24 protein-coding genes are annotated in these 26,135 nt (G+C 71.2%); 13 read left to right on the top strand and 11 right to left on the bottom strand.

The features are described from left to right. Positions 1–10: 10 nt before the first annotated feature. Positions 11–733 carry an IclR family transcriptional regulator gene (locus ACFY5C_RS22295; protein ID WP_389447184.1) on the bottom strand — a complete coding sequence of 241 codons (723 nt, stop codon included), beginning with the start codon at positions 731–733 and terminating at the stop codon, positions 11–13. Positions 734–879: 146 nt separating this feature from the next. On the opposite strand from ACFY5C_RS22295, the gene ACFY5C_RS22290 reads away from it, so the two are divergent. From ACFY5C_RS22290 to dmpG, 3 genes are read left to right on the top strand one after another with little or no spacing between them, the layout of a single operon-like run. Then, on the top strand, positions 880–1,716 hold the full coding sequence (locus ACFY5C_RS22290; protein WP_389446740.1) for a 2-keto-4-pentenoate hydratase: 837 nt from the start codon (positions 880–882) through the stop codon (positions 1,714–1,716). Beyond that, positions 1,713–2,681, top strand: coding sequence for an acetaldehyde dehydrogenase (acetylating) (locus ACFY5C_RS22285; RefSeq protein WP_389446738.1), 969 nt, complete (start codon positions 1,713–1,715; stop codon positions 2,679–2,681). The genes ACFY5C_RS22290 and ACFY5C_RS22285 overlap by 4 nt, the downstream gene beginning before the upstream one ends. Continuing rightward, the gene (gene dmpG, locus ACFY5C_RS22280) at positions 2,678–3,694 is read left to right on the top strand and encodes a 4-hydroxy-2-oxovalerate aldolase (protein WP_389446737.1); all 1,017 of its coding nucleotides are present in this window, start codon (positions 2,678–2,680) and stop codon (positions 3,692–3,694) included. The genes ACFY5C_RS22285 and dmpG overlap by 4 nt, the downstream gene beginning before the upstream one ends. A gap of 67 nt (positions 3,695–3,761) precedes the next feature. On the opposite strand, the gene ACFY5C_RS22275 is transcribed toward dmpG, so the two are convergent. Continuing rightward, positions 3,762–4,223, bottom strand: a complete 462-nt coding sequence (locus tag ACFY5C_RS22275; RefSeq protein ID WP_389446735.1) for a DUF6299 family protein — start codon at positions 4,221–4,223, stop codon at positions 3,762–3,764. A 237-nt stretch (positions 4,224–4,460) separates the two neighbouring features. Here ACFY5C_RS22275 and ACFY5C_RS22270 point away from each other — a divergent pair, with 237 nt between their 5' ends. Next, positions 4,461–4,655, top strand: coding sequence for a DUF5999 family protein (locus tag ACFY5C_RS22270; protein ID WP_389446733.1), 195 nt, complete (start codon positions 4,461–4,463; stop codon positions 4,653–4,655). A gap of 7 nt (positions 4,656–4,662) precedes the next feature. Here ACFY5C_RS22270 and ACFY5C_RS22265 read toward each other — a convergent pair whose 3' ends face one another. Next, positions 4,663–5,061: a RidA family protein gene (locus ACFY5C_RS22265; protein WP_389446731.1), complete on the bottom strand. Its 399-nt coding sequence runs from the start codon at positions 5,059–5,061 to the stop codon at positions 4,663–4,665. Beyond that, positions 5,058–6,266, bottom strand: a complete 1,209-nt coding sequence (locus ACFY5C_RS22260; protein WP_389446730.1) for an acyl-CoA dehydrogenase family protein — start codon at positions 6,264–6,266, stop codon at positions 5,058–5,060. Before ACFY5C_RS22260 ends, ACFY5C_RS22265 begins: the two co-directional genes overlap by 4 nt. Before the next feature lie 202 nt (positions 6,267–6,468). Here ACFY5C_RS22260 and ACFY5C_RS22255 point away from each other — a divergent pair, with 202 nt between their 5' ends. From ACFY5C_RS22255 to ACFY5C_RS22235, 5 genes are all read left to right on the top strand, one after another. Next, entirely contained in the window at positions 6,469–8,073 is a 1,605-nt protein-coding gene (locus ACFY5C_RS22255; protein WP_389447182.1) for an AMP-binding protein, read from the top strand. Between the two features lie 15 nt (positions 8,074–8,088). Next, on the top strand, positions 8,089–8,901 hold the full coding sequence (locus ACFY5C_RS22250; protein WP_389446728.1) for a PaaX family transcriptional regulator C-terminal domain-containing protein: 813 nt from the start codon (positions 8,089–8,091) through the stop codon (positions 8,899–8,901). Positions 8,902–9,022: 121 nt separating this feature from the next. After that, positions 9,023–9,589, top strand: a complete 567-nt coding sequence (gene cysC / locus ACFY5C_RS22245) for an adenylyl-sulfate kinase (RefSeq protein WP_389446727.1) — start codon at positions 9,023–9,025, stop codon at positions 9,587–9,589. Then, complete coding sequence (cysD, locus tag ACFY5C_RS22240) at positions 9,586–10,488, top strand: sulfate adenylyltransferase subunit CysD (RefSeq protein WP_389446725.1); 903 nt, start codon at positions 9,586–9,588, stop codon at positions 10,486–10,488. Before cysC ends, cysD begins: the two co-directional genes overlap by 4 nt. A 2-nt stretch (positions 10,489–10,490) precedes the next feature. Next, positions 10,491–11,702 (top strand): sulfate adenylyltransferase subunit 1, encoded by a 1,212-nt coding sequence (locus ACFY5C_RS22235; protein WP_389446724.1) that lies wholly within the window; start codon positions 10,491–10,493, stop codon positions 11,700–11,702. Here ACFY5C_RS22235 and ACFY5C_RS22230 read toward each other — a convergent pair. Next, positions 11,686–14,079, bottom strand: a complete 2,394-nt coding sequence (locus ACFY5C_RS22230) for a bifunctional salicylyl-CoA 5-hydroxylase/oxidoreductase (RefSeq protein WP_389446722.1) — start codon at positions 14,077–14,079, stop codon at positions 11,686–11,688. The two genes, ACFY5C_RS22235 and ACFY5C_RS22230, sit on opposite strands and share 17 nt — an antisense overlap. A gap of 2 nt (positions 14,080–14,081) precedes the next feature. Next, positions 14,082–14,909 carry an enoyl-CoA hydratase family protein gene (locus tag ACFY5C_RS22225; RefSeq protein ID WP_389446720.1) on the bottom strand — a complete coding sequence of 276 codons (828 nt, stop codon included), beginning with the start codon at positions 14,907–14,909 and terminating at the stop codon, positions 14,082–14,084. 333 nt (positions 14,910–15,242) lie between these two features. On the opposite strand from ACFY5C_RS22225, the gene ACFY5C_RS22220 reads away from it, so the two are divergent. Continuing rightward, positions 15,243–15,695, top strand: a complete 453-nt coding sequence (locus ACFY5C_RS22220; RefSeq protein ID WP_389446719.1) for an ATP-binding protein — start codon at positions 15,243–15,245, stop codon at positions 15,693–15,695. 5 nt (positions 15,696–15,700) lie between these two features. On the opposite strand, the gene argF is transcribed toward ACFY5C_RS22220, so the two are convergent. Both argF and ACFY5C_RS22210 read right to left on the bottom strand, forming a co-directional pair. After that, positions 15,701–16,708 (bottom strand): ornithine carbamoyltransferase, encoded by a 1,008-nt coding sequence (argF, locus tag ACFY5C_RS22215; RefSeq protein ID WP_389446717.1) that lies wholly within the window; start codon positions 16,706–16,708, stop codon positions 15,701–15,703. Between the two features lie 120 nt (positions 16,709–16,828). Continuing rightward, the gene (locus tag ACFY5C_RS22210; RefSeq protein ID WP_389446716.1) at positions 16,829–18,052 is read right to left on the bottom strand and encodes an arginine deiminase; all 1,224 of its coding nucleotides are present in this window, start codon (positions 18,050–18,052) and stop codon (positions 16,829–16,831) included. A 121-nt stretch (positions 18,053–18,173) separates the two neighbouring features. Here ACFY5C_RS22210 and ACFY5C_RS22205 point away from each other — a divergent pair, with 121 nt between their 5' ends. Both ACFY5C_RS22205 and ACFY5C_RS22200 read left to right on the top strand, forming a co-directional pair. Then, a complete protein-coding gene (locus ACFY5C_RS22205; RefSeq protein WP_389446714.1) occupies positions 18,174–19,211 on the top strand; it encodes an SPFH domain-containing protein in 1,038 nt (345 codons plus the stop codon). After that, positions 19,208–20,107 carry a hypothetical protein gene (locus ACFY5C_RS22200; protein WP_389446713.1) on the top strand — a complete coding sequence of 300 codons (900 nt, stop codon included), beginning with the start codon at positions 19,208–19,210 and terminating at the stop codon, positions 20,105–20,107. The genes ACFY5C_RS22205 and ACFY5C_RS22200 overlap by 4 nt, the downstream gene beginning before the upstream one ends. Positions 20,108–20,122: 15 nt before the next feature. Here the strand turns inward: ACFY5C_RS22200 and ACFY5C_RS22195 are convergent, their stop codons facing one another. The 3 genes from ACFY5C_RS22195 to ACFY5C_RS22185 all read right to left on the bottom strand — a co-directional run bounded on the left by ACFY5C_RS22195 (position 20,123) and on the right by ACFY5C_RS22185 (position 25,316). After that, on the bottom strand, positions 20,123–22,672 hold the full coding sequence (locus tag ACFY5C_RS22195; protein WP_389446711.1) for a polynucleotide kinase-phosphatase: 2,550 nt from the start codon (positions 22,670–22,672) through the stop codon (positions 20,123–20,125). Beyond that, positions 22,669–24,159, bottom strand: a complete 1,491-nt coding sequence (locus ACFY5C_RS22190; RefSeq protein ID WP_389446710.1) for a 3' terminal RNA ribose 2'-O-methyltransferase Hen1 — start codon at positions 24,157–24,159, stop codon at positions 22,669–22,671. Before ACFY5C_RS22190 ends, ACFY5C_RS22195 begins: the two co-directional genes overlap by 4 nt. A 233-nt stretch (positions 24,160–24,392) precedes the next feature. Next, positions 24,393–25,316 carry an LLM class F420-dependent oxidoreductase gene (locus ACFY5C_RS22185; RefSeq protein ID WP_389446708.1) on the bottom strand — a complete coding sequence of 308 codons (924 nt, stop codon included), beginning with the start codon at positions 25,314–25,316 and terminating at the stop codon, positions 24,393–24,395. Between the two features lie 243 nt (positions 25,317–25,559). Between ACFY5C_RS22185 and ACFY5C_RS22180 the strand changes: the two genes are divergently transcribed. Then, positions 25,560–25,727 carry a hypothetical protein gene (locus ACFY5C_RS22180; protein ID WP_389446706.1) on the top strand — a complete coding sequence of 56 codons (168 nt, stop codon included), beginning with the start codon at positions 25,560–25,562 and terminating at the stop codon, positions 25,725–25,727. Positions 25,728–26,135: the final 408 nt, after the last annotated feature.

Raw genomic sequence — 26,135 nt, 5'->3', positions numbered from 1 at the left:
CCGGCCGCTGTCAGCCGCCCCCGCGCAGCACCCGGGACAAACCCAGGGCCGCGGTCCGTACCGCGGGTGCCAACTGGGCGGGGCTGAACCGGGAGCGCGGCACCGCCACCGAGAGGGCGGCGACCGTGGTGCCGCCGGCGAAGACGGGAGCCGCGATGCAGGCCACGCCGAGGGCGGCCTCCTGCTCCTCGTAGGCCAGGCCGGAGACCCGGATCTTCTCCAGGGCCATGCGCAGCCGGTCCGGGTCGGTGATGGAGTGCGGCGTGAGGCTCGGCAGCGGCCGGGACAGCACCTCCTCCGTCAGCTCAGCGCCGGAGAAGGCCAACAGGGCCTTGCCGACACCGGTGCAGGTCAGCGGCAGGCTGCCGCCGATGCGGGAGGGCAGCTGGAGAGCCTCGTGGCCGTGGATGCGTTCGAGATAGACAACGTCCAGGCCCTCCCGGATCCCGAGGTGGACGGTCTCTCGGGTGGCCTCGAACAGGTCCTGGAGGAACGGCAGGGCCGCCTCGCGCAGATCGAGCCGGTGCGGCACCAGCGAGCCGAGCTCGAACAGCTTCGCCCCGAGCCGGTACTCGGGCCCCGAGCGCTCCAGCCAGCCCAGCCGGACGAGGTCCGCAGCCAGCCGGTGGACCGTGGGCTTGGGAAGGCCGGTGCGCTCCGAAAGTTCCGACAGACGGTACGGGCCGCCACTCGGACTGAAGCACTCCAGGATAATCGCGGCCTTCTCCAACATGCTGCCGCCCGCGTTGTTCCGTGTCACGGAACAAAGTTTGTCGCTTCACGGCAGGGCGTGTCTATATCGGTGTCGAGCCGCTGCGAGTGCCGACCGGCTCCTTCCCATCGGTTCACCCGCCACTGCGCCTTCCCCGGAGGTATCCCGTGTCGACCCCACCCGACGGTGTCCGCCCGGACGCCGCCCCGCCGACCGTCGTCAAGGCCGCCGATCTGCTGACGGAGGCCGCCCGCACCGGTACCGCCTGCCCTCCGGTGCGTGACCTGTTCGACGCCGGCGCCGATCTGGAGACCGCGTACGCCGTGCAGCAGCTCAACGTGCGGCGCGGACTGGATGCCGGCCGCCGGATCGTCGGCCGCAAGATCGGCCTGACCTCCGTGGCCGTACAGCGCCAACTCGGCGTGGACCGGCCCGACTTCGGCGCGCTGTTCGCGGACATGGCCGTACCGGACGGCGATGAGGTGCCCGCCGGGCGGCTGCTCCAGCCGAAGGTGGAGGCCGAGGTGGCGCTCGTCCTCGGGCGGGACCTGCCGCACCCGGCGTGCACGGTCGTCGACGTCCTGCGCGCGGTCGACTTCGCGCTGCCCGCGCTGGAGATCGTCGACAGCCGGGTGCGGGGCTGGGACATCTCCTTGGTCGACACCGTCGCCGACAACGCGTCCTGCGGCCTGTACGTCCTGGGCGCGACTCCCGTACCCCTCACCGCCGTCGACCTGCGGACGGTGACGATGACCATGACGCGGGGCGGCGAGACCGTCTCCGAGGGCACCGGCGCCGACTGTCTCGGGAGCCCCCTCAACGCGGCCGTGTGGCTGGCCTCCGCGCTCGCCGAGCGGGGCGATCCGCTGCGCGCGGGCGACCTGGTGCTGACCGGCGCGCTCGGTCCGATGTCGCCAGCGGCTCCGGGCGACGTGTTCGAGGCCCGTGTCTGCGGGCTGGGTTCCGTGCGGGTCGGCTTCGCGAAGGAAGGGGGCGGGCTGTGAGCACCAAGGTCGCCGTCATCGGCTCGGGCAACATCGGAACCGACCTCATGATCAAGATTCTCCGGCTGTCGGAGTCGCTGGAGATCGCCGCGCTGGCCGGGATCGACCCGGACTCCGACGGTCTGGCCCGCGCTCGCCGCCTGAAGGTCGCCACGACCCACGAGGGCGTCGAAGGGCTAGTCGCGCTGGACGAGTTCGCCGATGTGGAGATCGTCTTCGACGCGACCTCGGCCGGCGCGCACCGCCACCACGACGACGTGCTGCGCCCCCTGGGCCGCACTCTGGTCGACCTCACCCCGGCCGCTGTCGGCCCGTACGTCGTCCCGCCGGTCAACGGCGACGCCCACCTCGACGCCCCGAACGTCAACATGGTCACCTGCGGCGGCCAGGCCACCATCCCGGTCGTCGCGGCCGTGAACGCCGTCACGCCGGTGCACTACGGCGAGATCGTCGCGTCCATCGCCTCCCGCTCCGCAGGCCCCGGCACCCGCGCCAACATCGACGAGTTCACCGAGACGACCTCGTCCGCCATCCAGCAGGTCGGCGGCGCCGCGCGCGGCAAGGCGATCATCGTCCTCAACCCGGCCGAACCGCCTCTGATCATGCGGGACACCGTGCACTGCCTGGTCTCCGACTGCGCCACGGAGGCGGTCACCGCGTCGGTCGAGGAGATGGTCGGGCGGGTGCAGTCGTACGTGCCCGGATACCGGCTCAAGCAGAAGGTGCAGTTCGAGCGGGTGCCGTCCGACGACCCGCTGCACACCCTCGTCCCCGGCGCGGGCGAGGCCCTGAAGGTCTCCGTCTTCCTGGAGGTCGAGGGCGCCGCGCACTACCTCCCGGCGTACGCCGGGAACCTCGACATCATGACCTCGGCCGCGTTGCGCACCGCGGAACGCATGGCCGCCCACTCTCGGCTCCGCTCCAGCGGGGGGACCCCCGTCGCCACGGAGGTGGCCTCCCGATGACCCGGCTGTACGTCCAGGACGTGACCCTCAGGGACGGCATGCACGCCGTCCGGCACCGCTACACCGTCGACCGGGCCCGCGCCGTCGCCGCCGCGCTGGACACCGCCGGGGTCGCCGCGATCGAGATCGCCCACGGCGACGGCCTCGCCGGCTCCAGCATCAACTACGGCGTCGGCGCCCACACCGACTGGGAGTGGATCGAGGCGGTGGTGGACGCCGCCGAACGCGCGGTGCCCACGACTCTGCTGCTCCCCGGCATCGGCACGCTGCACGACCTCCGGCGGGCGCACGCCCTCGGTATCCGCTCGGTGCGCGTCGCCACGCACTGCACCGAGGCCGACATCTCCGCACAGCACATCGCCGCCGCGCGGGAGTTGGGCATGGACGTCGCCGGGTTCCTGATGATGTCCCACATGGCCGAACCGGCCGAACTGGCCCGCCAGGCCAAGCTGATGGAGTCGTACGGCGCCCACTGCGTCTACGTCACCGACTCCGGCGGCCGCCTCACCATGGACGACGTCCGCGACCGCTTCCGCGCCTACCGCGACGTCCTCGACCCGGCGACGGAGCTGGGCATCCACGCCCACCACAACCTGGCGCTGGGCGTCGCCAACACCGTCGTCGCCGTCGAGAGCGGCGTGACCCGGGTCGATGCCTCGCTCGCCGGGCAGGGGGCGGGCGCGGGCAACTGCCCGCTGGAGGCGTTCGTCGCGGTCGCCGACCTGATGGGCTGGGAGCACGGCTGCGACCTGTTCCCCCTGATGGACGCGGCCGACGACCTCGTACGCCCGCTGCAGGACCGCGAGGTGCGGGTGGACCGCGAGACCCTCAGCCTCGGCTACGCGGGGGTGTACTCCAGCTTCCTGCGGCACGCCGAGACCGCCGCCGCCCGCCACGGTCTGGACACCCGCAGCATTCTCGTCGAGGCCGGCCGGCGCGGAATGGTCGGCGGCCAGGAAGACATGATCACCGACATCGCGCTGGACCTGGTCGCCCGCGCCTGCGCGACATGACCGCGCCCCTTCCGGTCGGCCGGAAGGGGCGCGGTCGCGGGGGGGGCGACGGGAGGCCGTGCAACCGTCACACCGTGGGCTTCGACAGGGTGATGTCCTTCTTCAGTACCGCGTGGAAGTGCGGCAGGGGCAGGCCGCCCAGGCCGCCCACGGGGCGCAGCTCCACGACGGTGACCTCGACGTTCGCCTTGCCGTGCTTGAGGGTGGCGTCCGCGGGGGCCTTGCTCTTGTTCTGCCAGCGGTGCTGCTTGCCGTCGCACTCGGCGACGGTGCCACCGATGGCGTACCGGGTGGTGGAGTCCTTCTGGCCGATGGAGGCGCTCACGAACGTGGGTCCCGTGCTGTCGATGCAGCGGTAGGTGCCGGAGACGGTGATGGTGCCGTCCGCGGCCATGGGGGTCTTGGTGACGACGGTGACGGTCTCCTCGGGCTCGGTGGGAGCGTCGGAGTCGGCGGGCGCCGAGGGCGCGGCGAGCAGCAGGAACAGCGCGGTGCCGACGGCGGTGGCGAGAGCGGGGCGCAGGGGCATGGGATGACCTCCCGGTGGGCGGAGTGGGGGCTTCCACTGGTACCCGGCGGGTGTGCCGTTGGGCGTGACCGTCACCCCTTCGGTGGCGAGTCCGCTGCGACCTTCGTGGATCGGTCAGAGAGTTGTCCGCGTGTTGTCACGGTTCACAGCGCGCCGTTCCGATGAGTTCGCGGCGGGAGCATGGTCTACCCATATGGACGACGCATACGGTTCGTCCGCCCGATATGGAGGTGCGCCATGTGTTCCTACCAGCCTTCGTGCCCTTCCTCCGAAAGCCGCACCGCACATGTGGTGGCCGCCCACCCCGAGCAGGGCTGGAGCCTCCTGTGTGACGGCGCCATCGTCTTCGACGACAGCGGTGAGCTGCTGCCCGACGGCAGCGTGGTCGCCCCGCACCGGGTGCCGGCCGACCGGCTCGCGATGGCCGCCTGAACACGGCCTACGGCAGCACCGCGAACCCGTCCAGCTCCACCATGGCCTCTTCGTCCCAGAGCCGTACGACCTCGACGACGGCCATCGCCGGGTAGTCCCGTCCCGCCAACCGCCGCCAGATCCGGCCGAGTTCTGCGACCTGGGTGCGATACGCCGCGACGTCCGTGGCATAGACGGTGACCCGCGCGAGGTCGGCCGGGGCGCCGCCGGCCGCCGCCAGCGCGGCCAGCAGATTGCCGAGCGCCCGCTCGAACTGCTCCGGCAACGTCTCCCCCACCACCTTGCCGTCGGTGTCGAGCGCGGTCTGCCCGGCCAGGAACACGACCCGGGACCCGGTGGCGACGACCGCGTGGGAGAAGCCAGTGGGCGGGGACAGCTCGGGCGGGTTGACACGCTCGGTGCTCACTGACCGGCCTCCATGTTGGTGTACAGCTCCTTGGCGATGATGCCGCGTTGGACCTCGCTGGCCCCTTCGTAGACGCGCGGGGCGCGCACCTCGCGGTAGAGGTGCTCGAGCAGATGGCCGCGGCGCAGGGCACGGGCACCGTGCAACTGGACCGCCTTGTCGACGACATACTGCGCCGTCTCCGTCGCCAGCAGCTTCGCCATCGCCGCGCGCTTCGGGACGTCCGGGGCGCCTACGTCGTACGCCGTCGCCGCCGCGTACACCATGAGACGGGCCGCCTCCGTACGCAGGGCCATCTCGGCGACCTGGTGGGCGACCGTCTGAAGGTCCTTCAACTTGCTGCCGAACGCGTCCCGTCGGGCGGTGTGGGCGAGGGTTGCGTCCACAGCCGCCTGCGCCATACCGACGGCGAAGGCACCGACGCTCGGCCGGAAGAGGTTGAGGGTGCCCATCGCGACCCGGAAGCCGCGATCGGGCTCGCCGAGGACATCGTCGGCGGTTACGGGAACGGCGTCGAAGTCGAGGGTGCCGATGGGGTGCGGGGACAGCATCTCCAGGCCTGCTCCGGTGAGACCGGGACGGTCGGCGGGGACGAGGAAGGCGGTGACGCCGCGGGCACCGGCGTCGGGGGTGGTCCGGGCGAAGACGGTGTAGAAGTCGGCCTCGGGGGCGTTGGAGATCCAGCACTTCTCACCGGTGAGGCGCCAGCGGGCGGGGCCGTCGGGTTCGGCGGCGACCGAGGCGACCGAGGCGACCGAGGCAGCCGGCGTCTCCCCCGGCCCTCCCGGCCGCGAGGTGTCCCGCTCCGCCCGCAGCTCCAGCGCCGCCGCGTCCGACCCGGCGCCCGGCTCGCTCAGCGCGAAGGCCGCCACCGCGCTGCCCTCGGCCACCCGGGGCAGCCAGCGCTCCCGCTGGGCGGGGGTGCCGTGGGCGTGGACGGGGTGCGCGCCCAGGCCCTGGAGGGCGAGCGCGGTCTCCGCCTCCGTGCAGGCGTACGCGAGGGTCTCCCGCATCAGGCACAGGTCGACCGCGCCGGCACTGAAAAGCCGCCGCAGCAGCCCCAGTTGACCGAGCTCGGCGACCAGCGGGCGGTTGACCCGCCCGGGTTCCCCCTTCTCGGCGAGCGGGCTCAGCCGTTCGGCGGCCAGGGTGCGCAGCTCGGCACACCAGGCGGTTTGCGCCGGATCGAGCGAGAATGCGGGCATTGCCGACCTCCCTGCGGGGCCGTGCGCGACGGACCCTCTCGACGGACCTCCTCGACGATATCGCGCACCATTGACTGTCGTCACCAACACGATACGCTCCCTGTGCTGGGACCCGCTCAGGGCCGCTTTCGCAACAGGCCCTGGCCCACCACGACGCCCACAGGCAGCCCACAAGGCAAGGGGGCGAACCGCCATGGCCGGTCTGCACCGCTCCGCCCACGTCGACACTTTCGCCCGCGAGCATCTGCCACCGCCCGACCAGTGGCCCGAGCTCCGCTTCGACCTGCCGGGGCTGGACTACCCCGATCGGCTCAACGCGGCAGCCGAGTTGCTCGACGGCCCGCCCGACGAGCGGCCCGTGTTCCACACCCCGTCCGGCGACACATGGACGTACGGCACACTGCGCGCCCGCGTCGACCGGCTCGCGCATGTCCTCACCGGCGGCCTCAACGTCGTCCCGGGCAACCGGGTGCTGCTGCGCGGCCCGACCACGCCCTGGCTGGCCGCCTGCTGGCTTGCGGTGCTGAAGGCGGGGGCGGTCGCCGTCACCGTGCTGGCCCAGCAGCGGCCGCACGAGCTGAAGACCATGTGCGAGATAGCCCAGGTGCGGCACGCGCTGTGCGACATCCGGGCCGTCGACGACCTCGCCAAGGCCGAGATACCCGGGCTGCGGATCGCGACGTACGGCGGCGACGCCCCCGACGACCTGCTGCACCGATCGGCGCCCGACACGCCGTACGCCGCCGCCGACACGGCAGCCGACGACGTGGCCCTCATCGCCTTCACCTCCGGGACCACCGGACGGCCCAAGGGCTGTATGCACTTCCACCGGGATGTGCTCGCGATAGCCGACACTTTCTCGGAACATGTGCTGCAACCACATGTGGACGATGTCTTCGCCGGCAGTCCCCCACTCGGCTTCACCTTCGGCCTCGGCGGACTCGTGATCTTCCCGCTGCGGGCCGGCGCCGGCTCCCTGCTCCTCGAACAGGCCGGCCCCAAGCAACTGCTGCCCGCGATCGCCGAGCACCGGGTGTCCGTGCTGTTCACCGCGCCGACGGCGTACCGCGCGATGCTCGACGAGCTCGACTCGCACGACGTCTCCTCACTGCGCCGCTGCGTCTCGGCGGGCGAGAACCTGCCCGCCGCCACCTGGCAGGCCTGGCGGGAGCGGACCGGGCTGCGCATCATCAACGGCATCGGCGCCACCGAGCTGCTGCACATCTTCATCTCCGCGGCCGACGCGCACATCAGGCCCGGGACGACAGGGGTGGCGGTGCCGGGCTGGCAGGCACGCGTGGTCGACCACGAAGGTCAGGCGATGCCCGACGGGGAGCCCGGGCTGCTCGCCGTGCGCGGGCCCGTCGGCTGCCGTTATCTCGCCGATCCCCGGCAGCGCGAGTACGTGCGCCACGGCTGGAACATCACCGGCGACACCTACGTCCGGGAGAGTGACGGCTACTTCCGCTACGTCGCCCGCGCGGACGACATGATCATCTCGGCCGGCTACAACATCGCGGGCCCGGAGGTCGAAGAGGCACTCCTGCGCCACCCCGACGTGCTGGAAACGGCGGTCGTGGGCCGGCCCGACGAGGCGCGCGGACAGGTCGTGGTGGCATACGCGGTGCTCAGGGAGGGTGCGCGCCAGGACGCGGAGGCGTTGCGCGCGTTCGTGAAGGCAGAGCTGGCGCCGTACAAGTGCCCGCGTGAGATCGTCTTCCTGGAGGCGCTGCCACGCACCGCGACCGGCAAGCTCCAGCGCTTCCGTTTGCGCGACGGCGGTGACCCGCCGGGTGACCAGCAGTGATCCGTACGACCTAAGATGATCAACGTGTCCGACCAGCATGCACCACGGTCTCTCATCGTCACGCTCTACGGCGCCTACGGCCGCTACATGCCCGGCCCGGTGCCGGTCGCCGAGCTGATCAGACTGCTGGCCGCGGTCGGCGTGGACGCTCCTTCGGTACGTTCGTCGGTGTCGCGGCTCAAACGGCGCGGGCTGCTGCTGCCGGCCCGCACGGCACAGGGCGCGGCGGGCTACGAACTCTCCCCGGACGCCCGCCAGTTGCTCGACGACGGCGACCGGCGCATCTACGCCACCGCGCCGCCCGAGGACGAGGGCTGGGTGCTCGCGGTGTTCTCGGTGCCGGAGTCGGAGCGGCAAAAGCGCCATGTGCTGCGCTCCCGGCTGGCCGGCCTCGGCTTCGGAACGGCCGCACCGGGCGTGTGGATCGCACCGGCGCGGCTCTACGAGGAGGCCCGGCACACCCTGCAGCGGCTGCGCCTGGAGGGGTACGTCGACTTCTTCCGCGGCGAGCATCTCGGCTTCACGCCGACCGCCGAGGCCGTCGCCCGCTGGTGGGACCTGGCCGCGATCGCCAAGGAGCACGACGCGTTCCTCGACCGCCACGCGCGCGTGCTGCACGACTGGGAGCAGCGGCGGGACACCCCGCCCGAGGAGGCGTACCGCGACTATCTCCTCGCCCTGGACTCCTGGCGCCACCTGCCCTACACCGACCCCGGACTGCCCGCCCGGCTGCTGCCCGCGGACTGGCCGGGCGCGCGCTCGGCCACCGTCTTCCGGGGACTGCACGAGCGTCTGCGGGACGCGGGAGCGGTGTTCGCCGGTCTGTGACCTCGCATGCGCCACTCACGGAACCCTCAGGTTCCTCTGTGTCTCCTCTCAACTTTCCTACCTAGCGTCCATGGAGTCGTCGCGAGGTAGGACGCGGAGTGAGAGATGAGGACTGGTGCGCATGACCACCACGGCCCGGAAGGCAGGCCCAAGGGCTCAGGGGGCCACCATCTGGCTCACCGGGCTGCCGAGCGCGGGCAAGACGACCATCGCCCGCCTGCTCGGTGCCCGTCTGAAGGCCGAGGGACATCGCGTGGAGGTCCTCGACGGCGACGAGATCCGCCGCTTCCTCTCCGCCGGCCTCGGCTTCTCGCGTGCGGACCGGAACACCAACGTGCAGCGCATCGGGCTGGTCTCGGAGGTGCTCGCGCGCAACGGCGTGCTGTCCGTCGTCCCGGTCATCGCCCCGTACGCCGACAGCCGCGAGGCGGTGCGCAGGCGGCACGAGGCGAGCCGGACGCCGTACCTCGAGGTGCATGTCGCCACCCCGGTGGAGGTGTGCAGCGAGCGGGACGTGAAGGGGCTGTACGCCCGGCAGGCCGCAGGACAGCTGTCCGGGCTGACGGGCGTCGACGACCCGTACGAGCCGCCCGAGGACCCCTGCCTCGTCCTTCCCACACAGCTCCAGACACCCCAGGAATCGGCGGCCGCCGTCTACGCCGTGCTGGCGGAGCGGGGGCTGGTGTGAACGGGTTCGGTCTCTCCCACCTGGACGCGCTGGAGTCCGAGGCCGTCCACATCTTCCGTGAGGTGGCGGGTGAGTTCGAACGGCCGGTGATCCTGTTCTCCGGCGGCAAGGACTCCATCGTCATGCTGCACCTGGCGCTGAAGGCGTTCGCGCCGGCGCCCGTGCCCTTCACGCTGCTGCACGTCGACACCGGGCACAACTTCCCCGAGGTCATCGACCATCGGGACCGTGTGGTGGCCGCACATGGGCTGCGGCTCCATGTGGCCTCCGTACAGGACTACATAGACCGGGGTGTGCTGCGTGAGCGTCCCGACGGGACGCGGAATCCGCTGCAGACGGTGCCGCTGACGGAGAAGATCCAGAGCGAGCGGTTCGACGCGGTCTTCGGCGGCGGGCGCCGGGACGAGGAGAAGGCACGGGCCAAGGAGCGGGTGTTCAGCCTGCGGGACGAGTTCTCGCAGTGGGACCCGCGCCGCCAGCGGCCCGAGCTGTGGAACCTCTACAACGGCCGCCACGTGCCCGGCGAACACGTCCGCGTCTTCCCGCTGTCCAACTGGACCGAGCTGGACGTGTGGCAGTACATCGCCCGCGAGGAGATCGAGCTGCCGGAGATCTACTACGCCCATCAGCGCGAGGTGTTCCAGCGGGGCGGCATGTGGTTGACGGCGGGTGAGTGGGGTGGTCCTCGCGAGCACGAGGTCGCCGAGAAGCGTCAGGTCCGCTATCGCACGGTCGGCGACATGTCCTGCACCGGAGCAGTGGACTCCGACGCCGACAGCATCGAGAAGGTGATCGCCGAGATCACCGCCTCCCGGCTGACCGAGCGTGGCGCGACCCGCGCCGACGACAAGCTGTCCGAGGCCGCGATGGAAGACCGTAAGCGCGAGGGGTACTTCTGAGCATGACCGTGAACACACTTCGGTTCGCCACGGCAGGGTCCGTCGACGACGGCAAGTCGACCCTCGTCGGACGTCTGCTGCACGACTCGAAATCAGTCCTCACCGACCAGCTCGAGGCCGTGGAGCACGCCTCCCGCAACCGCGGGCAGGACACCCCCGATCTCGCACTGCTCACCGACGGCCTGCGCGCCGAGCGCGAGCAGGGCATCACCATCGACGTGGCCTACCGCTACTTCGCCACACCCCGGCGCCGCTTCATCCTCGCCGACACGCCCGGCCATGTGCAGTACACCCGCAACATGGTCACCGGCGCCTCCACCGCCGAGCTGACGATCATCCTCGTCGACGCCCGCAACGGCGTCGTCGAGCAGACCCGCCGGCACGCCGCCGTGGCCGCCCTGCTGCGGGTTCCCCATGTGGTCCTCGCCGTCAACAAGATGGACCTGGTCGGGTACGGGAAGCCACAGTTCGACGCGATCGTCGAGGACTTCGCCGCTCACGCGGCCGAGTTGGGACTGCCCGGCTTCACCCCGATCCCGGTCTCGGCGCTCGTCGGGGACAACGTCGTGGCGCGCTCGGCCCACCTGGACTGGTACGGCGGCCCGGCGCTGCTGGAGTTCCTGGAGAACGTCCCGGTCGGCACCGACCCCGCCGACGCCCCGGCCCGCTTCCCCGTGCAGTACGTGATCCGGCACGGTGAAGCCCGTCACTACGCGGGCCAGTTGGCGTCCGGATCGCTGCGGGTCGGCGACCGGCTGACCGTGCACCCGTCCGGCGCGACATCCGAGATCACCGGCATCGACGTACTCGGCCGGGACGTCGACGTGGCGTACGCGCCGCAGTCGATCAGCGTGCGCCTCGCCGACCAGCGGGACATCTCGCGCGGCGACCTGATCACCACGGGCGTCGATGTCCCGGCGCTCACACGGGACGTCCGGGCGAGGGTGTGCCATCTGGCCGACCGCCCGCTGAGGGTCGGCGACCGGGTGCTGGTGCGGCACACCACCCGAACCGTGAAGGCCGTGGTCAAGGACCTCGGCGGGGCTGCCGAGTTCAGGGCCAACGACCTGGGACGGGTCACCCTGCGCACCGGCGAGCCACTCGCCCTCGACGACTACGCGGTCTCCCGGCGCACCGGCGCGTTCATCCTGATCGACCCGGCGGACGGCGCGACGCTGACCGCCGGCATGGCCGAGATCAGCTCCCCAGACTGAGCCGGGGTCTGGGTGCGTCGGTGCGCCCCGTCTGCGGACGCCGGCTACCCGCCCGGTACGGCGCCGGCCAGACGACACCCGGGCCGTCGTAGCCCTGCTCGGCCGCCGCGTGCAGTGTCCAGTGGGGGTCGTAGAGGTGGGGACGGGCGAGGGCGCACAGGTCCGTACGGCCCGCAAGAATCAGGGAGTTGACGTCGTCCCAGGAGGAGATCGCACCGACCGCGATCACCGGCAGGCGGGTGGCGTGGCGGATCCGGTCCGCGTACGGCGTCTGGTACGACCTCCCGTACTCCGGCTGCTCGTCGGCCACGACCTGTCCGGTCGACACGTCGATCGCGTCGGCGCCGTGCGCGGCGAAGGCGCGGGCGATCTCCACTGCGTCCTCGGCCGTCGTCCCGCCCTCGGCCCAGTCCGTGGCGGAGATACGGACGGTCATCGGCCGTTCCTCCGGCCAGACGGCCCGTACGGCGTCGAAGACCTCGAGCGGGAAGCGGAGCCGTTTCTCCAGGGAGCCGCCGTAGGCGTCGGTGCGTTGGTTGGTCAGCGGGGAGAGGAAGCCGGAGAGCAGGTAGCCGTGTGCGCAGTGGAGTTCGAGGAGGTCGAATCCGGCGCGGGCGGCGCGCCAGGCGGCGGCGGTGAACTGCTCCCGGATGTCGGTGAGTTGGGACCGCGTCAGCTCACGCGGTGTCTGGCTGTACGGCTTGTAGGGGAGCGGGGACGGGGCCACCAGCGGCCAGTTGCCGTCCTCCAACGGCTGGTCGATGCCCTCCCACATGAGCCTGGTCGAGCCCTTGCGCCCACTGTGGCCGAGCTGCACACCGATCGCGGTGCCGGGTGCCTGCGAGTGCACGAACCGGACGATCCGCCGCCAGGCCTCGCCCTGCTTGCCGGTGTAGAGGCCGGTGCAGCCGGGGGTGATACGGCCCTCCGGGCTGACGCACACCATCTCGGTCATCACCAGCCCGGCGCCGCCGAGGGCACGCGCGCCGAGGTGGACGAGGTGGAAGTCGCCGGGGACGCCGTCGGTGGCCGAGTACATGTCCATCGGGGACACGACGACCCGGTTGCGCAGGGTCAGGCCGCGCAACCGGAACGGCGTGAACATCGGGGGCGTGCCGGCCGGGCAGCCGAAGTCGCGCTCCACGGCCTCGGTGAAACCGGCGTCCCGCAGGCGGAGGTTGTCATGCGTGACGCGGCGGCTGCGGGTGAGGAGGTTGAAGGCGAACTGGCGGGGCGGCTGATCGAGGTGGAGGGCGAGGTTCTCGAACCATTCCAGGCTGGCCCGGGCGGCGCGCTGCGTGGAAGCCACGACGGGCTTGCGCTCCTCCTCGTAGGCCCTCAACGCGCCGGCGACGTCGGGCTGTTCCTCCAGGCAGGCGGCGAGCGCGAGGGCGTCCTCGACGGCCAGCTTGGTGCCGGAGCCGATGGAGAAGTGGGCGGTGTGGGCGGCGTCGCCGAGCAGGACGACGTTGTCGTGCGACCAGCGCTCGTTGACGACGGTGCGGAAGGTGGTCCATGCCGACTTGTTGGACTTGAGGGGCCGCCCGCCCAGTGCGTCCGCGAAGATCTTGGCGCAGCGGGCGATCGACTCCTGCTCGTCGAGCTCGTCGAATCCGGCGGCTCGCCACACGTCCTCGTGCATCTCGACGATGACGGTGGAGGCGTCGGGCGCATAGGGATAGCCGTGCAGCTGCATCACGCCGTGCTCGGTCTCGGCGATCTCGAACCGGAAGGCGTCGAAGGCGAAGTCGGCGGCCAGCCAGATGTAACGGCAGTGGTGGGTGGCCACATGGGGGCGGAACACATGGGCGTAGGCCTCGCGGGTGGTGCTGTTCACACCGTCTGCGGCGATGACGAGGTCGTACGTCTCTGCCAGCCAGGCCGGGTACGGGGCGTCCGAGCGGAAGCGGAGCTCCACGCCGAGGGTGCGGCAGCGGTCGTGGAGGATCTCCAGGAGGCGTTTTCTGCCCAGTGCCGCGAAGCCGTGTCCTCCGGAGGTCTGGCGGGTGCTGCGGTGGACGATGTCGATGTCGTCCCAGCGGATGAATTCGTCGCGGAGGGCCTGGTAGACCTGCGGGTCGGCGTGTTCGATGCCGCCGAGGGTTTCGTCGGAGAGGACCACTCCGAAGCCGAAGGTGTCGTCGGGGGCGTTGCGTTCCCAGACGGTGAGTTCGCGGGTGGGGTCGAGGCGTTTGAGGAGGGCGGCGGCGTAGAGGCCGGCGGGGCCGCCGCCGATGATGGCGACTCGTTGGGGGTGGCTGGCCACCGCGGGCGGCTGCGGGTTGGCGGGGGCTGGTCGCGCCCGCGCGGCGGTAGCCGCAGATTCAGTACAACCCCGCGCCCCTGGGGTTGGGACGGTCCCCTGGGTCGAGAGCATCCCTACCTCCCCTGCCATTTGGGCGGGCGCTTCTCCGTGAAGGCCGCGTGGAACTCCGCGTAGTCCTCGCCGTTCATCAGGAGGGCCTGCGTCGAGGCGTCCAGTTCCACCGATGCCGCCAGTGGCATGTCCAGCTCGGCTGTCAGGAGGGCCTTCGTCTGGGCGTACGCCAGGGCCGGGCCCTCGGCCAGGCGGCGGGCGAGCGTCTGCGCGGCCTCATCCACGCTCCCCTCCTCCGCGAGCTCGCTGATCAGACCGATGCGCTCGGCCTCCGGTGCCCGGACCGGCTCACCCAGCATCAGCAGCCGGGTCGCATGACCCAGACCGACGATCCGGGGCAGCAGATACGCGGCGCCCATGTCGCCGCCGGACAGGCCGACCCGGGTGAAGAGGAAGGCGAAGCGGGCGGTGGGGTCGGCGACCCGGAAGTCGGCCGCGAGCGCCAGTACCGCCCCGGCCCCGGCCGCCACCCCGTGCACCGCCGCGATCACCGGGAACGGGCACTCCCGTACCGCCCGCACGACCTGCCCGGTCATCCGGTTGAAGTCGAGGAGCTGGGCGGTGTCCATGGCCAGGGTCGCGCCGATGATCTCGTCGACGTCGCCGCCGGAGCAGAAGCCGCGGCCCTCGCCGGCCAGCACCAGGGCCCGCACCGCCCTCTCCCGGGCCAGCTCGGCGAGCAGATCGCGCAGGTCGGCGTAGGCACCGAAGGTCAGCGCGTTGAGCTTCTCGGGACGGGCGAGGGTGACGGTGGCGACCCCGTCGGCATGCTCGACGCGCAGATGTTTCCAGTCCGGGGTGCGGGCGGCGGAGCCGGTGAAGGGACTCATGACGTGCGGCCTCCTCGGGCGGACGGCGGGCACTGCCTCGCTGAGCTCTGTCCTGCGAGCTCTGTCCTGCGAGCTCTGCCCTTCGAAGCTATCACTCAACTTTGACTGTCGTCACGAGCACGCAATAAGCCAACCGGGTGTGACCTTGCCCGGTCACATCCGTCACGGATCGTCGACACCCCCGTAACGACGGGATCAGCCGCGCGAGGTCGGCCGTTCACCTGGGTAAGTCGCCCAGCAGTCGGGGCCGAAGGTTCCGAACGGTGCCCTCCGGAGGCCCTTCACCGGGTGGCGCCGTACCATTCATAAGGTTGAAAGCAGGACAGCCTGCTCATGAACGGACCCGCCTTGCAAGATCGCCCCTCAGCCTCCGCCTCCTGGCGCATCGCGCTGCCGCACACGGTCGCAGCCGTGCCCGTCGCGCGTGCCCTGGTCCGTACGGCGCTGGCCGAGCTGCAGCACGCCGCCGACAGCGACACCGCGGAGCTGCTCACGGCGGAGCTGGTCGCGAACGCCGTGGAGCACACCGCGGGCGACGGCCCCATAGAGCTGGTCGTGGAGCTGCTGCCGTCCGGCTGCCAGGTCGAGGTCCACGACCCGGACCCGGCCCCGCCCGGCGATCTGACCCGTCCCACCAACGGCGAGCCCGACCCCTGGCAGGAGCACGGCCGGGGCCTCCTGCTGATCCGCACCCTCAGCTCGTCCTGCGGCCACCGCCCGACGGGCTCCGGCAAGGCGGTCTGGTTCAGACTGCCGGTCGTGCCGGCTCAGCGCCGCCCGCTGTAACCGTCTCAGGCCAGGGTCGCCACCAGAACGGCCTTGATCGTGTGCATCCGATTCTCCGCCTCGTCGAAAACGACGGAGTGCACCGACTCGAAGACCTCGTCCGTGACCTCCAGCGACTCCAGGCCGTGCCGCTCGAAGATCTCGCGGCCGACCTTCGTACCCAGGTCGTGGAAAGCCGGCAGACAGTGGAGGAACTTCACGTCCGCGTTGCCGGTGGCCCGTAGGACATCCATGGTCACGGCATACGGAGCAAGCGCAGCGATCCGCTCGTCCCACACCTTCTTGGGCTCCCCCATGGAAACCCAGACGTCCGTGGCGACGAAGTCCGCCCCGAGGACCCCCTCGTCGACCTTCTCCGTGATCGTGATGCGGGCCCCGCTGGTCTCGGAGAGCTTGAGGGCCTGCCCGATGACCGCCTGGGCGGGCCAGTACGCCTGGGGGGCGACGATCCGCACGTCCATGCCGAGCAGCGCTCCGGTGATCAGGTACGAGTTGCCCATGTTGAAGCGGGCGTCGCCCAGGTACGCGAAGGCGATCTCCTTCGGGGGCTTGGCGCTGTGCTCCGTCATCGTCAGCACGTCGGCCAGCATCTGCGTCGGGTGCCAGTCGTCGGTCAGACCGTTGAAGACGGGCACTCCCGCGTACGCCGCCAGCTCCTCCACGTTCGCCTGACTGTCCCCGCGGTACTCGATCCCGTCATACATCCGCCCCAGCACCCGCGCGGTGTCCTTCACGGACTCCTTGTGGCCGATCTGCGAGCCCGACGGGTCGAGGTACGTCGTCGAGGCACCCTGGTCGGCGGCCGCGACCTCGAACGCGCAGCGCGTGCGCGTCGAGGTCTTCTCGAAGATCAGCGCGATGTTGCGGCCCCGCAGGTACTGCGTCTCGGCCCCGGCCTTCTTGGCGGTCTTCAGCTCGGCGGCCAGCTCGACCAGCCCGAGGAACTCCTGCCCGGTGAAGTCGAGCTCCTTGAGGAAGTGGCGCCCGGCGAGGGCGGTCGGGACAGTCGCCATGGGGGCGCTCCAGAGGTACGTGAACAGGGACCTTGGAAGTCTATACGACCATCGGCATTTATATACAGACCAGTCTCCGGCCCTGCCGAGCAGCTCTCGGCCCCATGTGCAGCCGTCGGCCTATACGGCCTCGCGCTCGACAGGGCAGCTCATGCAGCGCGGCCCGCCTCTCCCCCGCCCCAGTTCGCTCCCCGGAATCTCGATCACTTCGATGCCCTGCTTGCGCAGATGCGTGTTGGTGGTGGAGTTCCGCTCATAGGCGACGACCACACCGGGCTCGACGGCCAGCACATTGCAGCCGTCGTCCCACTGCTCACGCTCGGCCGCGTGGACGTCCTGGGTCGCGGTCAGGACGCGGATCTCACTGAGGCCGAGCGCGGCGGCGATCGCCCGGTGCATGTGCTCCGGCGGGTGGTCGGTGACCTTGAGCTCCTTGTCGCCGGCGCCCGGTTCGATGGTGTACGAGCGGAGCATGCCGAGCCCTGCGTACTGGGTGAAGACGTCACCGTCGACCATGGTCATGACGGTGTCGAGATGCATGAGGGCGCGCCGCTTGGGCATGTCGAGGGCCACGATCGTCTGCGCCGACCCGGCGGCGAACAGCTTGTGGGCGAGCATCTCGACCGCCTGGGGCGTGGTCCGCTCGCTCATCCCGATGAGCACTGCCCCGCTGCCGATGACCAGGACGTCCCCGCCCTCGATGGTGGAGGGATAGTCGGCCTGCCCCTCGGACCAGACGTTGAACGTTTCGTCTCGGAACAGCGGGTGATGCCGGTAGATCGCCTCGAAGTGGACCGTCTCGCGCTGCCGGGCGGGCCAGCGCATGGCGTTGACGGAGACGCCGTCATAGATCCAGGCGGAGGTGTCCCGGGTGAAGAGGTGATTGGGCAGAGGCGCGAGGAGGAAGTCGTCCAGCTCCATGACATGGAAGCGCACGGAGATCGGCTCGGGGTGCGCCTCCAGGAACTCCCGCTTGGTCATGCCGCCGACGAGCGCCTCGGCGAGTTCGGGCGAGGGCAGGCTTTCGAAGGCCGCGCGGAGGTGGTCGGTGGCCAGCACCCCGTACTCCTTCTCGTCGAAGACCCTGTCCAGGACGAGCTTCCGGGCCGCCGGGATCTCCAGGGCCTCGGTGAGCAGGTCGCCGAACAGGTGGACGGTGACCCCACGGTCGCGCAGGACGTCGGCGAACCCGTCGTGCTCGGCGCGCGCCCGGCGCACCCAGAGCACGTCGTCGAAGAGCAGGGCGTCCTTGTTGCTGGGGGTGAGCCTCTTGAGCTCGAGATCGGGCCGGTGCAGGATGACGCGGCGCAGCCGCCCGGCCTCGGAGTCGACATGGAATCCCATGCCTCCATCCTGACCATCGCCGACCGGGTTCACCCCCTGCTTGCCCGTTTCTGTTTTCGTCCTCTTGACGACAAGCAAGTCCCACCGTTATCGTCTGCATGACGAAAAGCGAGGGGGTCCCATGGCCGACATCACCCGGCGCCTCGGCTGGCGCCATCTGCGCGGCGCGCCCACGGCGCACATCCGCCATCACCGCAGCGGCAAGCTGCTGCACGACGGCCCCGGGCTCAGCTTCTGGTTCCGGGCGCTGACCGCCGCGCTCTCCGAAGTGCCGGTCGACGACCGGGAGTTGGCGATGACCTTCCATGCCCGTACGTCCGACTTCCAGGACGTGGCCGTGCAGGCGACGGTCACCTACCGGATCAGCGACCCGGCGGTGGCCGCCTCGCGCCTGGACTTCTCCATCGACCCGGACACGGGCGCATGGCGGGGCACGCCGCTGGAGCAGTTGGGGACGCTCCTGACGGAGACGGCCCAGCAGCACGCGCTGGACGTCCTGTCCCGGACGCCGCTGTCGGCGGCGCTGGTGGACGGCGTGTCGGCGGTGCGGGAGCGGATCGCGGCGGGCCTGGCCGGCGAGCCTCGGCTCCCGTCGACGGGCATCGAGGTGGTCGCCGTACGCGTCATGGCACTGCGCCCCGAACCGGAGGTGGAGCGGGCGCTGCGCACCCCGGCCCGCGAGCAGATCCAGCAGGAGGCGGACCGGGCGACGTACGAGCGCCGCGCGGTGGCCGTCGAGCGGGAACGCGCGATCGCCGAGAACGAACTGGCCAGCCAGATCGAACTCGCCCGCCGCGAGGAGCAGTTGGTGGACCAGCGAGGCACCAACGCACGGCGGGAGGCCGAGGAGCACGCGGCGGCCGACGCGGTCCGGGCCGAGGCGGAGGCGGCACGGACGGTACGGCTGGCCGACGCCGAGGCGGCTCGGTCCGTACGGCTGGCCCGGGCGGAGGCCGAGGGCGCCCGCGAGGTCGGTGAAGCGCGGGCTCAGGCGCAGGCGGCCTGGCTGCGGGTGCACGGCGACGTGGACGTGGCGACGCTGCACGCCCTGACCGGGACGCGGCTCGCGGAGAACCTGCCGCGCATCGACAGTGTGACGGTGTCGCCGGACGTGCTGACGGGACTGCTCGCCAGGCTCGGCACCCAGGAGCAGGCGTGAGCCTCGCTCCCCGGGTCGTCCTCGTCCATCGCACCACAGAGTACGAGGAGTTGGTGGCCCGGCACGGCACGCACGGCCAAGCCGCCTTCTTCCTCGCCTCCCGGAACCGGGACATCGCGGAGGTCGCCGAACGCCACCACCGGACGGGCCGGGCCATGGCGGAGGTGACGTCGGCGATCCCCCTGACCTGGCGTCAGAGCCGGGTCGAGCGAGCCGACTTGGACCGGTTCCTGTTCGCGCCGGAGGACGTGGTGGTCGTGGTCGGGCAGGACGGCCTGGTCGCGAACGTGGCCAAGTACCTCGCCGGGCAGCCGGTGGTGGGCATCGACTCGGACCCCGGCCGCAATCCCGGAGTCCTGGTGCGCCACCGCCCCGACGACACCGGCCCGCTTCTCACCGCAGCGCAATCCGGCAGGGGCACCTTCGACGAACTCACCATGGTCGAGGCCGTGGCCGACGACACGCAGCGGCTCGTGGCGCTGAACGAGATCTACCTGGGCGCCGTCGGACACCAGACGGCCAGATACCGCCTGGGCCTGGAGGACGACGGGGGTGTCGTCGAGGCCCAGGCCTCGTCCGGGGTGCTGATCGGCACCGGGACGGGGGCGACCGGCTGGCTCCGGTCGGTGTGGCAGGAGCGGGGAGGGCAGCTGCGGCTGCCCTCCCCGACAGAGGAACGCCTGCTGTGGTACGTCCGCGAGGCCTGGCCGTCCCCGGCCACCGGTACGTCCCGGGTGGCTGGGGAACTCGCCGCCGCGGCCCGTCTCCACCTCACCGTCGAGTCCGAGCGGCTCGTCGCCTTCGGGGACGGGATGGAGACGGATGCGGTCGAGCTGACCTGGGGGCAGACGGTCCGGGTCGGCGTGTGCCGGGAGCGGCTGCGGCTGGTCGGCTGAAGCCGCTCCCCCGGCTCACAGCCGGGGGTCCACCGGCTCCGACTCCAGCGCCAGCACCCCGAACACCGCCTCGTGCACCCGCCACAGCGGCTCGCCCTCCGCCAGCCGATCCAGAGCCTCGAGGCCCAGCGCGTACTCGCGGATGGCGAGGGACCGCTTGTGGTTGAGGAACCGCTGCCGCAGCCTGGCCAGGTTGTCCGGCCGCGTGTACTCGGGACCGTAGATGATCCGCAGGTACTCACGGCCCCGGCACTTGATGCCGGGCTGGACCAGGCGCCCTTCCGTACTGCGCACGACCGCACCGAGCGGCTTGACGACCATGCCCTCGCCGCCGCGGCCCGTCATCTCCAGCCACCAGTCGACGCCGGCCTGCGCCGACTCCGGGTCACCGGTGTCGACATAGAGACGCCGGGTCGTCTGCAGCAGGCCGGTGCTGTCGTGCTCCACCAGCCGGTCGAGGAGGGCGAGCTGCTCGTTGTGCGGGAGCGCGGCCAGGCTGCGGCCCTGGACCGCCAGGATCTGGAACGGCGCCAGGCGTACGCCTTCCAGGCCGTCCGTGGTCCAGCAGTAGCGGCGGTACGCCTCGGTGAACGCGGCGGCGTCCGACGCCCGTCCGCGCTGGCGGGCGAGCAGGTCCGACACGTCCACGCCGCGCGCCGCCGCGCCCTCCAGTGCGGCGAGCGCACCCGGGAACACCGCCCCGGATGCGGCGCCGACCGCGGCGTACTGCGACCGCAGCAGACCGTGCGCCTTCAGCGACCACGGCATCAACTCGGCGTCGAGCAGCAGCCAGTCGGTCTCGAGAGCCTCCCAGAGGCCGGCCTCGCCGATCGCCGTCCGGAGCCGCTCCAGGATCGTCTCCGTCACGGACTCGTCGTCGAAGAACGGGCGCCCCGTGCGGGTGTAGAGCGACCCGGTGGGACCGTCGACCCCGAACCTCTTGCGGGCGGCCTCCTCGTCCCGGCACACCAGCGCCACGGCCCGCGAGCCCATGTGCTTCTCCTCGCACACCACCCGCTCGACACCGTCCTCCGCGTACTGCGCGAAGGCCTCCGCCGGGTGCTCCAGGTAGCCCTCGATGTGGCTGGTCGCCGTGGGTGCCATGGTCGGCGGGAGGTACGGCAGCAGACGCGGGTCGACGGCGAAGCGGCTCATGACCTCCAGGGCCGCGGCCGCGTTCTCCTCACGGACCGACACCCGCCCGGCGTGCCGGGTCTCCACCACCCGGCGCCCGTGGACGTCGTTCAGGTCGAGCGGCCGTCCGTCGTGCCCGCCCGGTGCCTCCGTACGCAGCGGCTTGGCCGGCTCGTACCAGACCTGCTCGGCCGGTACGTCGACCAGTTCCCGCTCCGGCCAGCGCAGCGCGGTCAGCTTGCCGCCGAAGACCGCACCGGTGTCCAGGCAGATGGTGTTGTTCAGCCAGGTGGCCTCCGGCACCGGAGTGTGGCCGTACACCACGGCCGCGCGGCCCCGGTAGTCCTCGGCCCACGGGTAGCGCACCGGCAGCCCGAACTCGTCGGTCTCCCCGGTGGTGTCGCCGTACAGCGCGTGCGAGCGCACCCGCCCCGACGTGCGGCCGTGGTACTTCTCCGGCAGACCGGCGTGGCAGACCACGAGCCGGCCGCCGTCGAGGACGTAGTGGCTGACGAGCCCGTCGATGAACTCCCTTACTTCGGCGCGGAACTCCTCGCTCGCGCCCTCCATCTGCTCGATGGTCTCGGCGAGTCCGTGCGTGTGCTGGACCTTGCGGCCCTTGAGGTAGCGGCCGTACTTGTTCTCGTGGTTGCCCGGCACGCACAGCGCGTTCCCCGACTTCACCATCGACATCACGCGGCGCAGCACGCCCGGGCTGTCCGGGCCGCGGTCGACGAGGTCGCCGACGAAGACGGCGGTACGGCCGTCCGGGTGCACGCCGTCGACGTAGCCCAACTTACCGAGCAGCGACTCCAGTTCGGACGCACAGCCGTGGATGTCGCCGACGATGTCGAACGGCCCGGTGAGGTGGGTGAGGTCGTTGAAGCGCTTCTCGGTGACGACGGACGCGCTCTCGACATCGTCCACCCCGCGCAGGACATGCACCTTGCGGAAGCCCTCGCGCTCCAGGTGCCGCAGGGATCGCCGCAGTTCGCGGGTGTGCCGCTGGATGACGCGGCGCGGCATGTCGGCCCGGTCGGTGCGGCCCGCGTTGCGCTCGGCGCACACCTCCTCCGGGACGTCGAGCACGATGGCTATCGGCAGCACGTCGTACTGCCTGGCCAGCTCGATCAGCTGCCGCCGGGAGTCCTGCTGCACGCTGGTGGCGTCGACGACCGTGCGGTGTCCGGCGGCCAGGCGCTTGCCCGCGATGTAGTGCAGGACGTCGAAGGCGTCCCTGGTCGCGCTCTGGTCGTTCTCGTCGTCGGAGACCAGGCCGCGGCAGAAGTCGGAGGAGATGACCTCCGTCGGCTTGAAGTGCCGGCGGGCGAACGTGGACTTGCCGGAGCCCGAGGCGCCGACGAGCACGACGAGGGAGAGGTCGGTGACGGGGAGGACCCGCCCCTTGGTCGCCTGGGTGTTCTCGCTCATGCCGCCTTCGCCTCCTTCTCGTCGTTCACACTGCTCTTCATGCCGGCTGTGCTGATTTCAAACAGGGCCATCTGCGTGGGCGGCCCCACCTCCGGGTCGTCCGGTCCGACCGGTACGAACTCCACGCCGTACCCGTGCCGGTCGGCCACCGCCTGCGCCCACGACCTGAACTCCTCGCGCGTCCACTCGAACCGGTGGTCACCGTGCCGGACGTGGCCGGCCGGGAGGGACTCCCAGCGGACGTTGTACTCGACGTTCGGGGTCGTCACCAGCACCGTCCGCGGACGCGCGGAGCCGAACACCGCGTACTCCAGGGCAGGCAGCCGCGGTAGGTCGAGGTGCTCGATGACCTCGCTGAGCACAGCGGCGTCGTAGCCCTTGAGGCGGCTGTCGGTGTAGGCGAGGGAGCTCTGGAAGAGCTGCACGCGCGAGGCCTGCCGCTCCCCCATCCGGTCCAGCTTCAGCCGCCGCCCGGCGATGGTCAGCGCTCGCATCGACACGTCCACGCCGACGATCTCGGTGTACGCCGCGTCCTTGAGCAGCGCCTGCACCAACTGCCCCTGCCCGCATCCGAGATCGAGCACGCGCGCGGCGCCGGACGCCTTGAGCGCGGCCATGATCGCGTCCCGGCGCTGCACGGCGAGCGGCGTCGGCTTGTCCTCGGTCTCGCTCTCCGCCCCGACGGCGTTGTCGATGTCCTCGACCTCGCTGTCGTCTGCCTCCGCGAGCCGCACCAGCTCCAGCCGCTCCATCGCCTGCCGGGTCAGCGACCAGCGGCGCGACAGATACCGGCTGGTGATCAGCTTCTGCTCCGGGTGCTCCGCCAGCCAGCCCTCACCGGCTCGCAGCAGCTTGTCGACCTCCTCGGAGGAGACCCAGTAGTGCTTGGCGTCGTCAAGGACAGGGAGCAGGACATACAGGTGACGCAGGGCCTCGGCGAGGGTCAGCGCCTCCGACTCCAGCACGAGCCGCACGTACCGTGAATCGCCCCACTCGGGGAACTGCGCGTCCAGCGGCACGGGTTCGGCGCTCACCGCCCAGCCGAGCGGCTCGAACAGCCGCCGTACCAGCTCGGGTCCGCCCCGGGCCGGAAGCGCGGGCACTTCGATCCGCAGCGGCCGCGGCTGAGCCGGCAGGTCCGGTCGGGCGTTGCACACGCCCCGCATCGCGCTGGAGAACACGCCGCTGAGCGCGACCGCGAGCAGCGAGGAGGCGGCGTACGGCCGGTCGTTGACGTACTGCGCGAGAGCCGCGTCGGGCGCGCCGCCGCGCCCCTTGCCCTTGCCGCGCCGGACCAGTGCCACCGCGTCGACCTCCAACAGCAGCGCCGCCGTGCAGCGCTCGGCATCGGCCTCGGGGTAGACGACGTGCGCCTTGCCGTAGGAGGTGGAGAACGCCTGCGCTTTCTCGGGATGCTTGTGCAACAGGAAGCCGAGATCGGTTGCGGGGCGTTCTGGGGTGCCGGTGGCAGTGATGGTCAGGAACACGGTGGGTCGGCCTTTGGATAGGGTCTGAGCTGCGCATGTGCGCCGCCAGTACAACGTACAGAGCAGACGCCGCAACCACCCGGGGTTTTCGTCCCACCCGATGCCGCCCGCTCCCGGGCGTGTGAGTTTCGAACCCGAAACGGCCCCCGGAAGCCACGCTCCCGGGGGCCGCGAAGAGGTCAAACAGTTAAGAGCAGCTCAGGCAGTTCGGGCAGTTCAGGACAGAACAGGCTCTACGACAGCTGCGACTGAACCTGGGAGGAGATGAGCTCCAGGTGGTCCAGGTCGTCCAGGTCCAGGACCTGGAGGTAGATCCGCCGGGAGCCGATCTCCTGGTACCGGCCGATCTTGTCGACGACCTCCTGCGGAGACCCGGCGAGCCCGTTGACCTTGAGCTCGTCGACCTCCCGCCCGATCGCGGCGGCACGACGGGCGACCTCCTGCTCGTCCTTGCCGACGCAGACCACAAGGGCGTTGGAGTAGACGAGGTCGTCGCCCTTGCGCCCGGCGTCCTCGGCGGCGGCGCGCACTCGCCCGAACTGCCGCTCGCTGTCCTCGACCGAGGCGAACGGCATGTTGAACTCGTCGGCGTACTTGCCGGCCAGCCGCGGCGTACGGGTGGCTCCGTGCCCGCCGATCAGAACCGGAATCCTGTCCTGGGCGGGCTTGGGCAGGGCGGGCGACTCGGTCAGGTCGTAGAAGCTGCCGTGGAAGTCGAAGGTCGCGCCGGCCTCGGTCGCCCACAGCCCCGTGACGATGGCGAGCTGTTCCTCCAGCCGCGCGAACTTCTCCTTCGGGAACGGGATGCCGTACGCCTTGTGCTCCTCCTCGAACCAGCCCGCCCCGAGGCCGAGTTCGACACGGCCGCCGGACATCTGGTCGACCTGGGCGACCTGGATGGCGAGCACGCCGGGCAGCCGGAAGGTGCCGGCGGTCATCAGGGTGCCGAGGCGAATGCGCTTGGTCTCACGTGCGAGACCGGCAAGTGTGATCCAGGCGTCGGTAGGCCCGGGCAGGCCGTCCCCGGAACCCATCTTCAGATAGTGGTCGGACCGGAAGAACGCGTCGAAGCCGAGGTCCTCGGTGGCCTTCGCCACGGTGAGGAGGGTGTCGTAGGTGGCCCCCTGCTGGGGCTCGGTGAAGATGCGAAGATCCATGACTCCATCCTGCACGCCGCGGCACCCGTCAACCGCGCGGGTCCCCCTGCCCCCCGCCTCCCCGGTCGGGTGAATTCCGTCAACGCCGGAGCCGCCCCCCGCCCGGGCCAGTGACCGCCCCTCACGGTGATCGTTGGCTCGATCGGAGCCGGACTGCCCGGCCCTCGCGTCGGCCCCTGGCGGCCGGAGTGTCACCGTGTCGGCCCACTGCCACTGGGGGGCCGGAGGCCCGAGGAGGCCGTCATGTCCGAGGAATTCGCGCCACAGCAGACCACCAGCGGCGCCGGCCGGCCGAACGGACTGCTGCAGCAGATGGAGGAGCTGATGGCAGCCCTGAACGCGGACCTGTCGGCCCTGGACGCGGACCTTCAGTCGACCGGGGCCCAGCGGCAGGACGGCGACGCGGTCTGACACTTCAGGGGCCGCACCTTCGACTCCCTCGCCCCGCCGCCCCTACCCGTCCCATCCTTGAAGGGGCTCCGCCCCTTCGACCCCGCCAGGGGGCTGCGCCCCCTGGACCCCCATCGGCCTGAACGGCCTCGTCCTCAAACGCCGGACGGGCTGAAATGCCCGGACCCGGCACCGAGAAGTGCCGTCTGTGCCGGACTGGCTGAAAGGCCGGGACCGGCGCCGAGAAGTGGCGTCGGCACCCCCAACCGCCGGATTGCAGGGACCGGCGTCACACAGTGGCCATGGCGGTGGCGCACCCCCACCGGGCCGCACCCGCCCACGGCGGCAAGGGGACGTGCCGGGGGGTGTCCGCCCGCAGTGGCCGGCGTCAACACGCGGCCCCTCCTGGCTTAAGGCGACCGCCGGTCC

This window comes from Streptomyces sp. NPDC012935 (assembly GCF_042900345.1).
Taxonomy (GTDB): domain Bacteria; phylum Actinomycetota; class Actinomycetes; order Streptomycetales; family Streptomycetaceae; genus Streptomyces.
The sequence above is the reverse complement of the archived record's forward strand: the minus strand, read 5'-3'. Positions and strand labels throughout refer to the sequence as shown.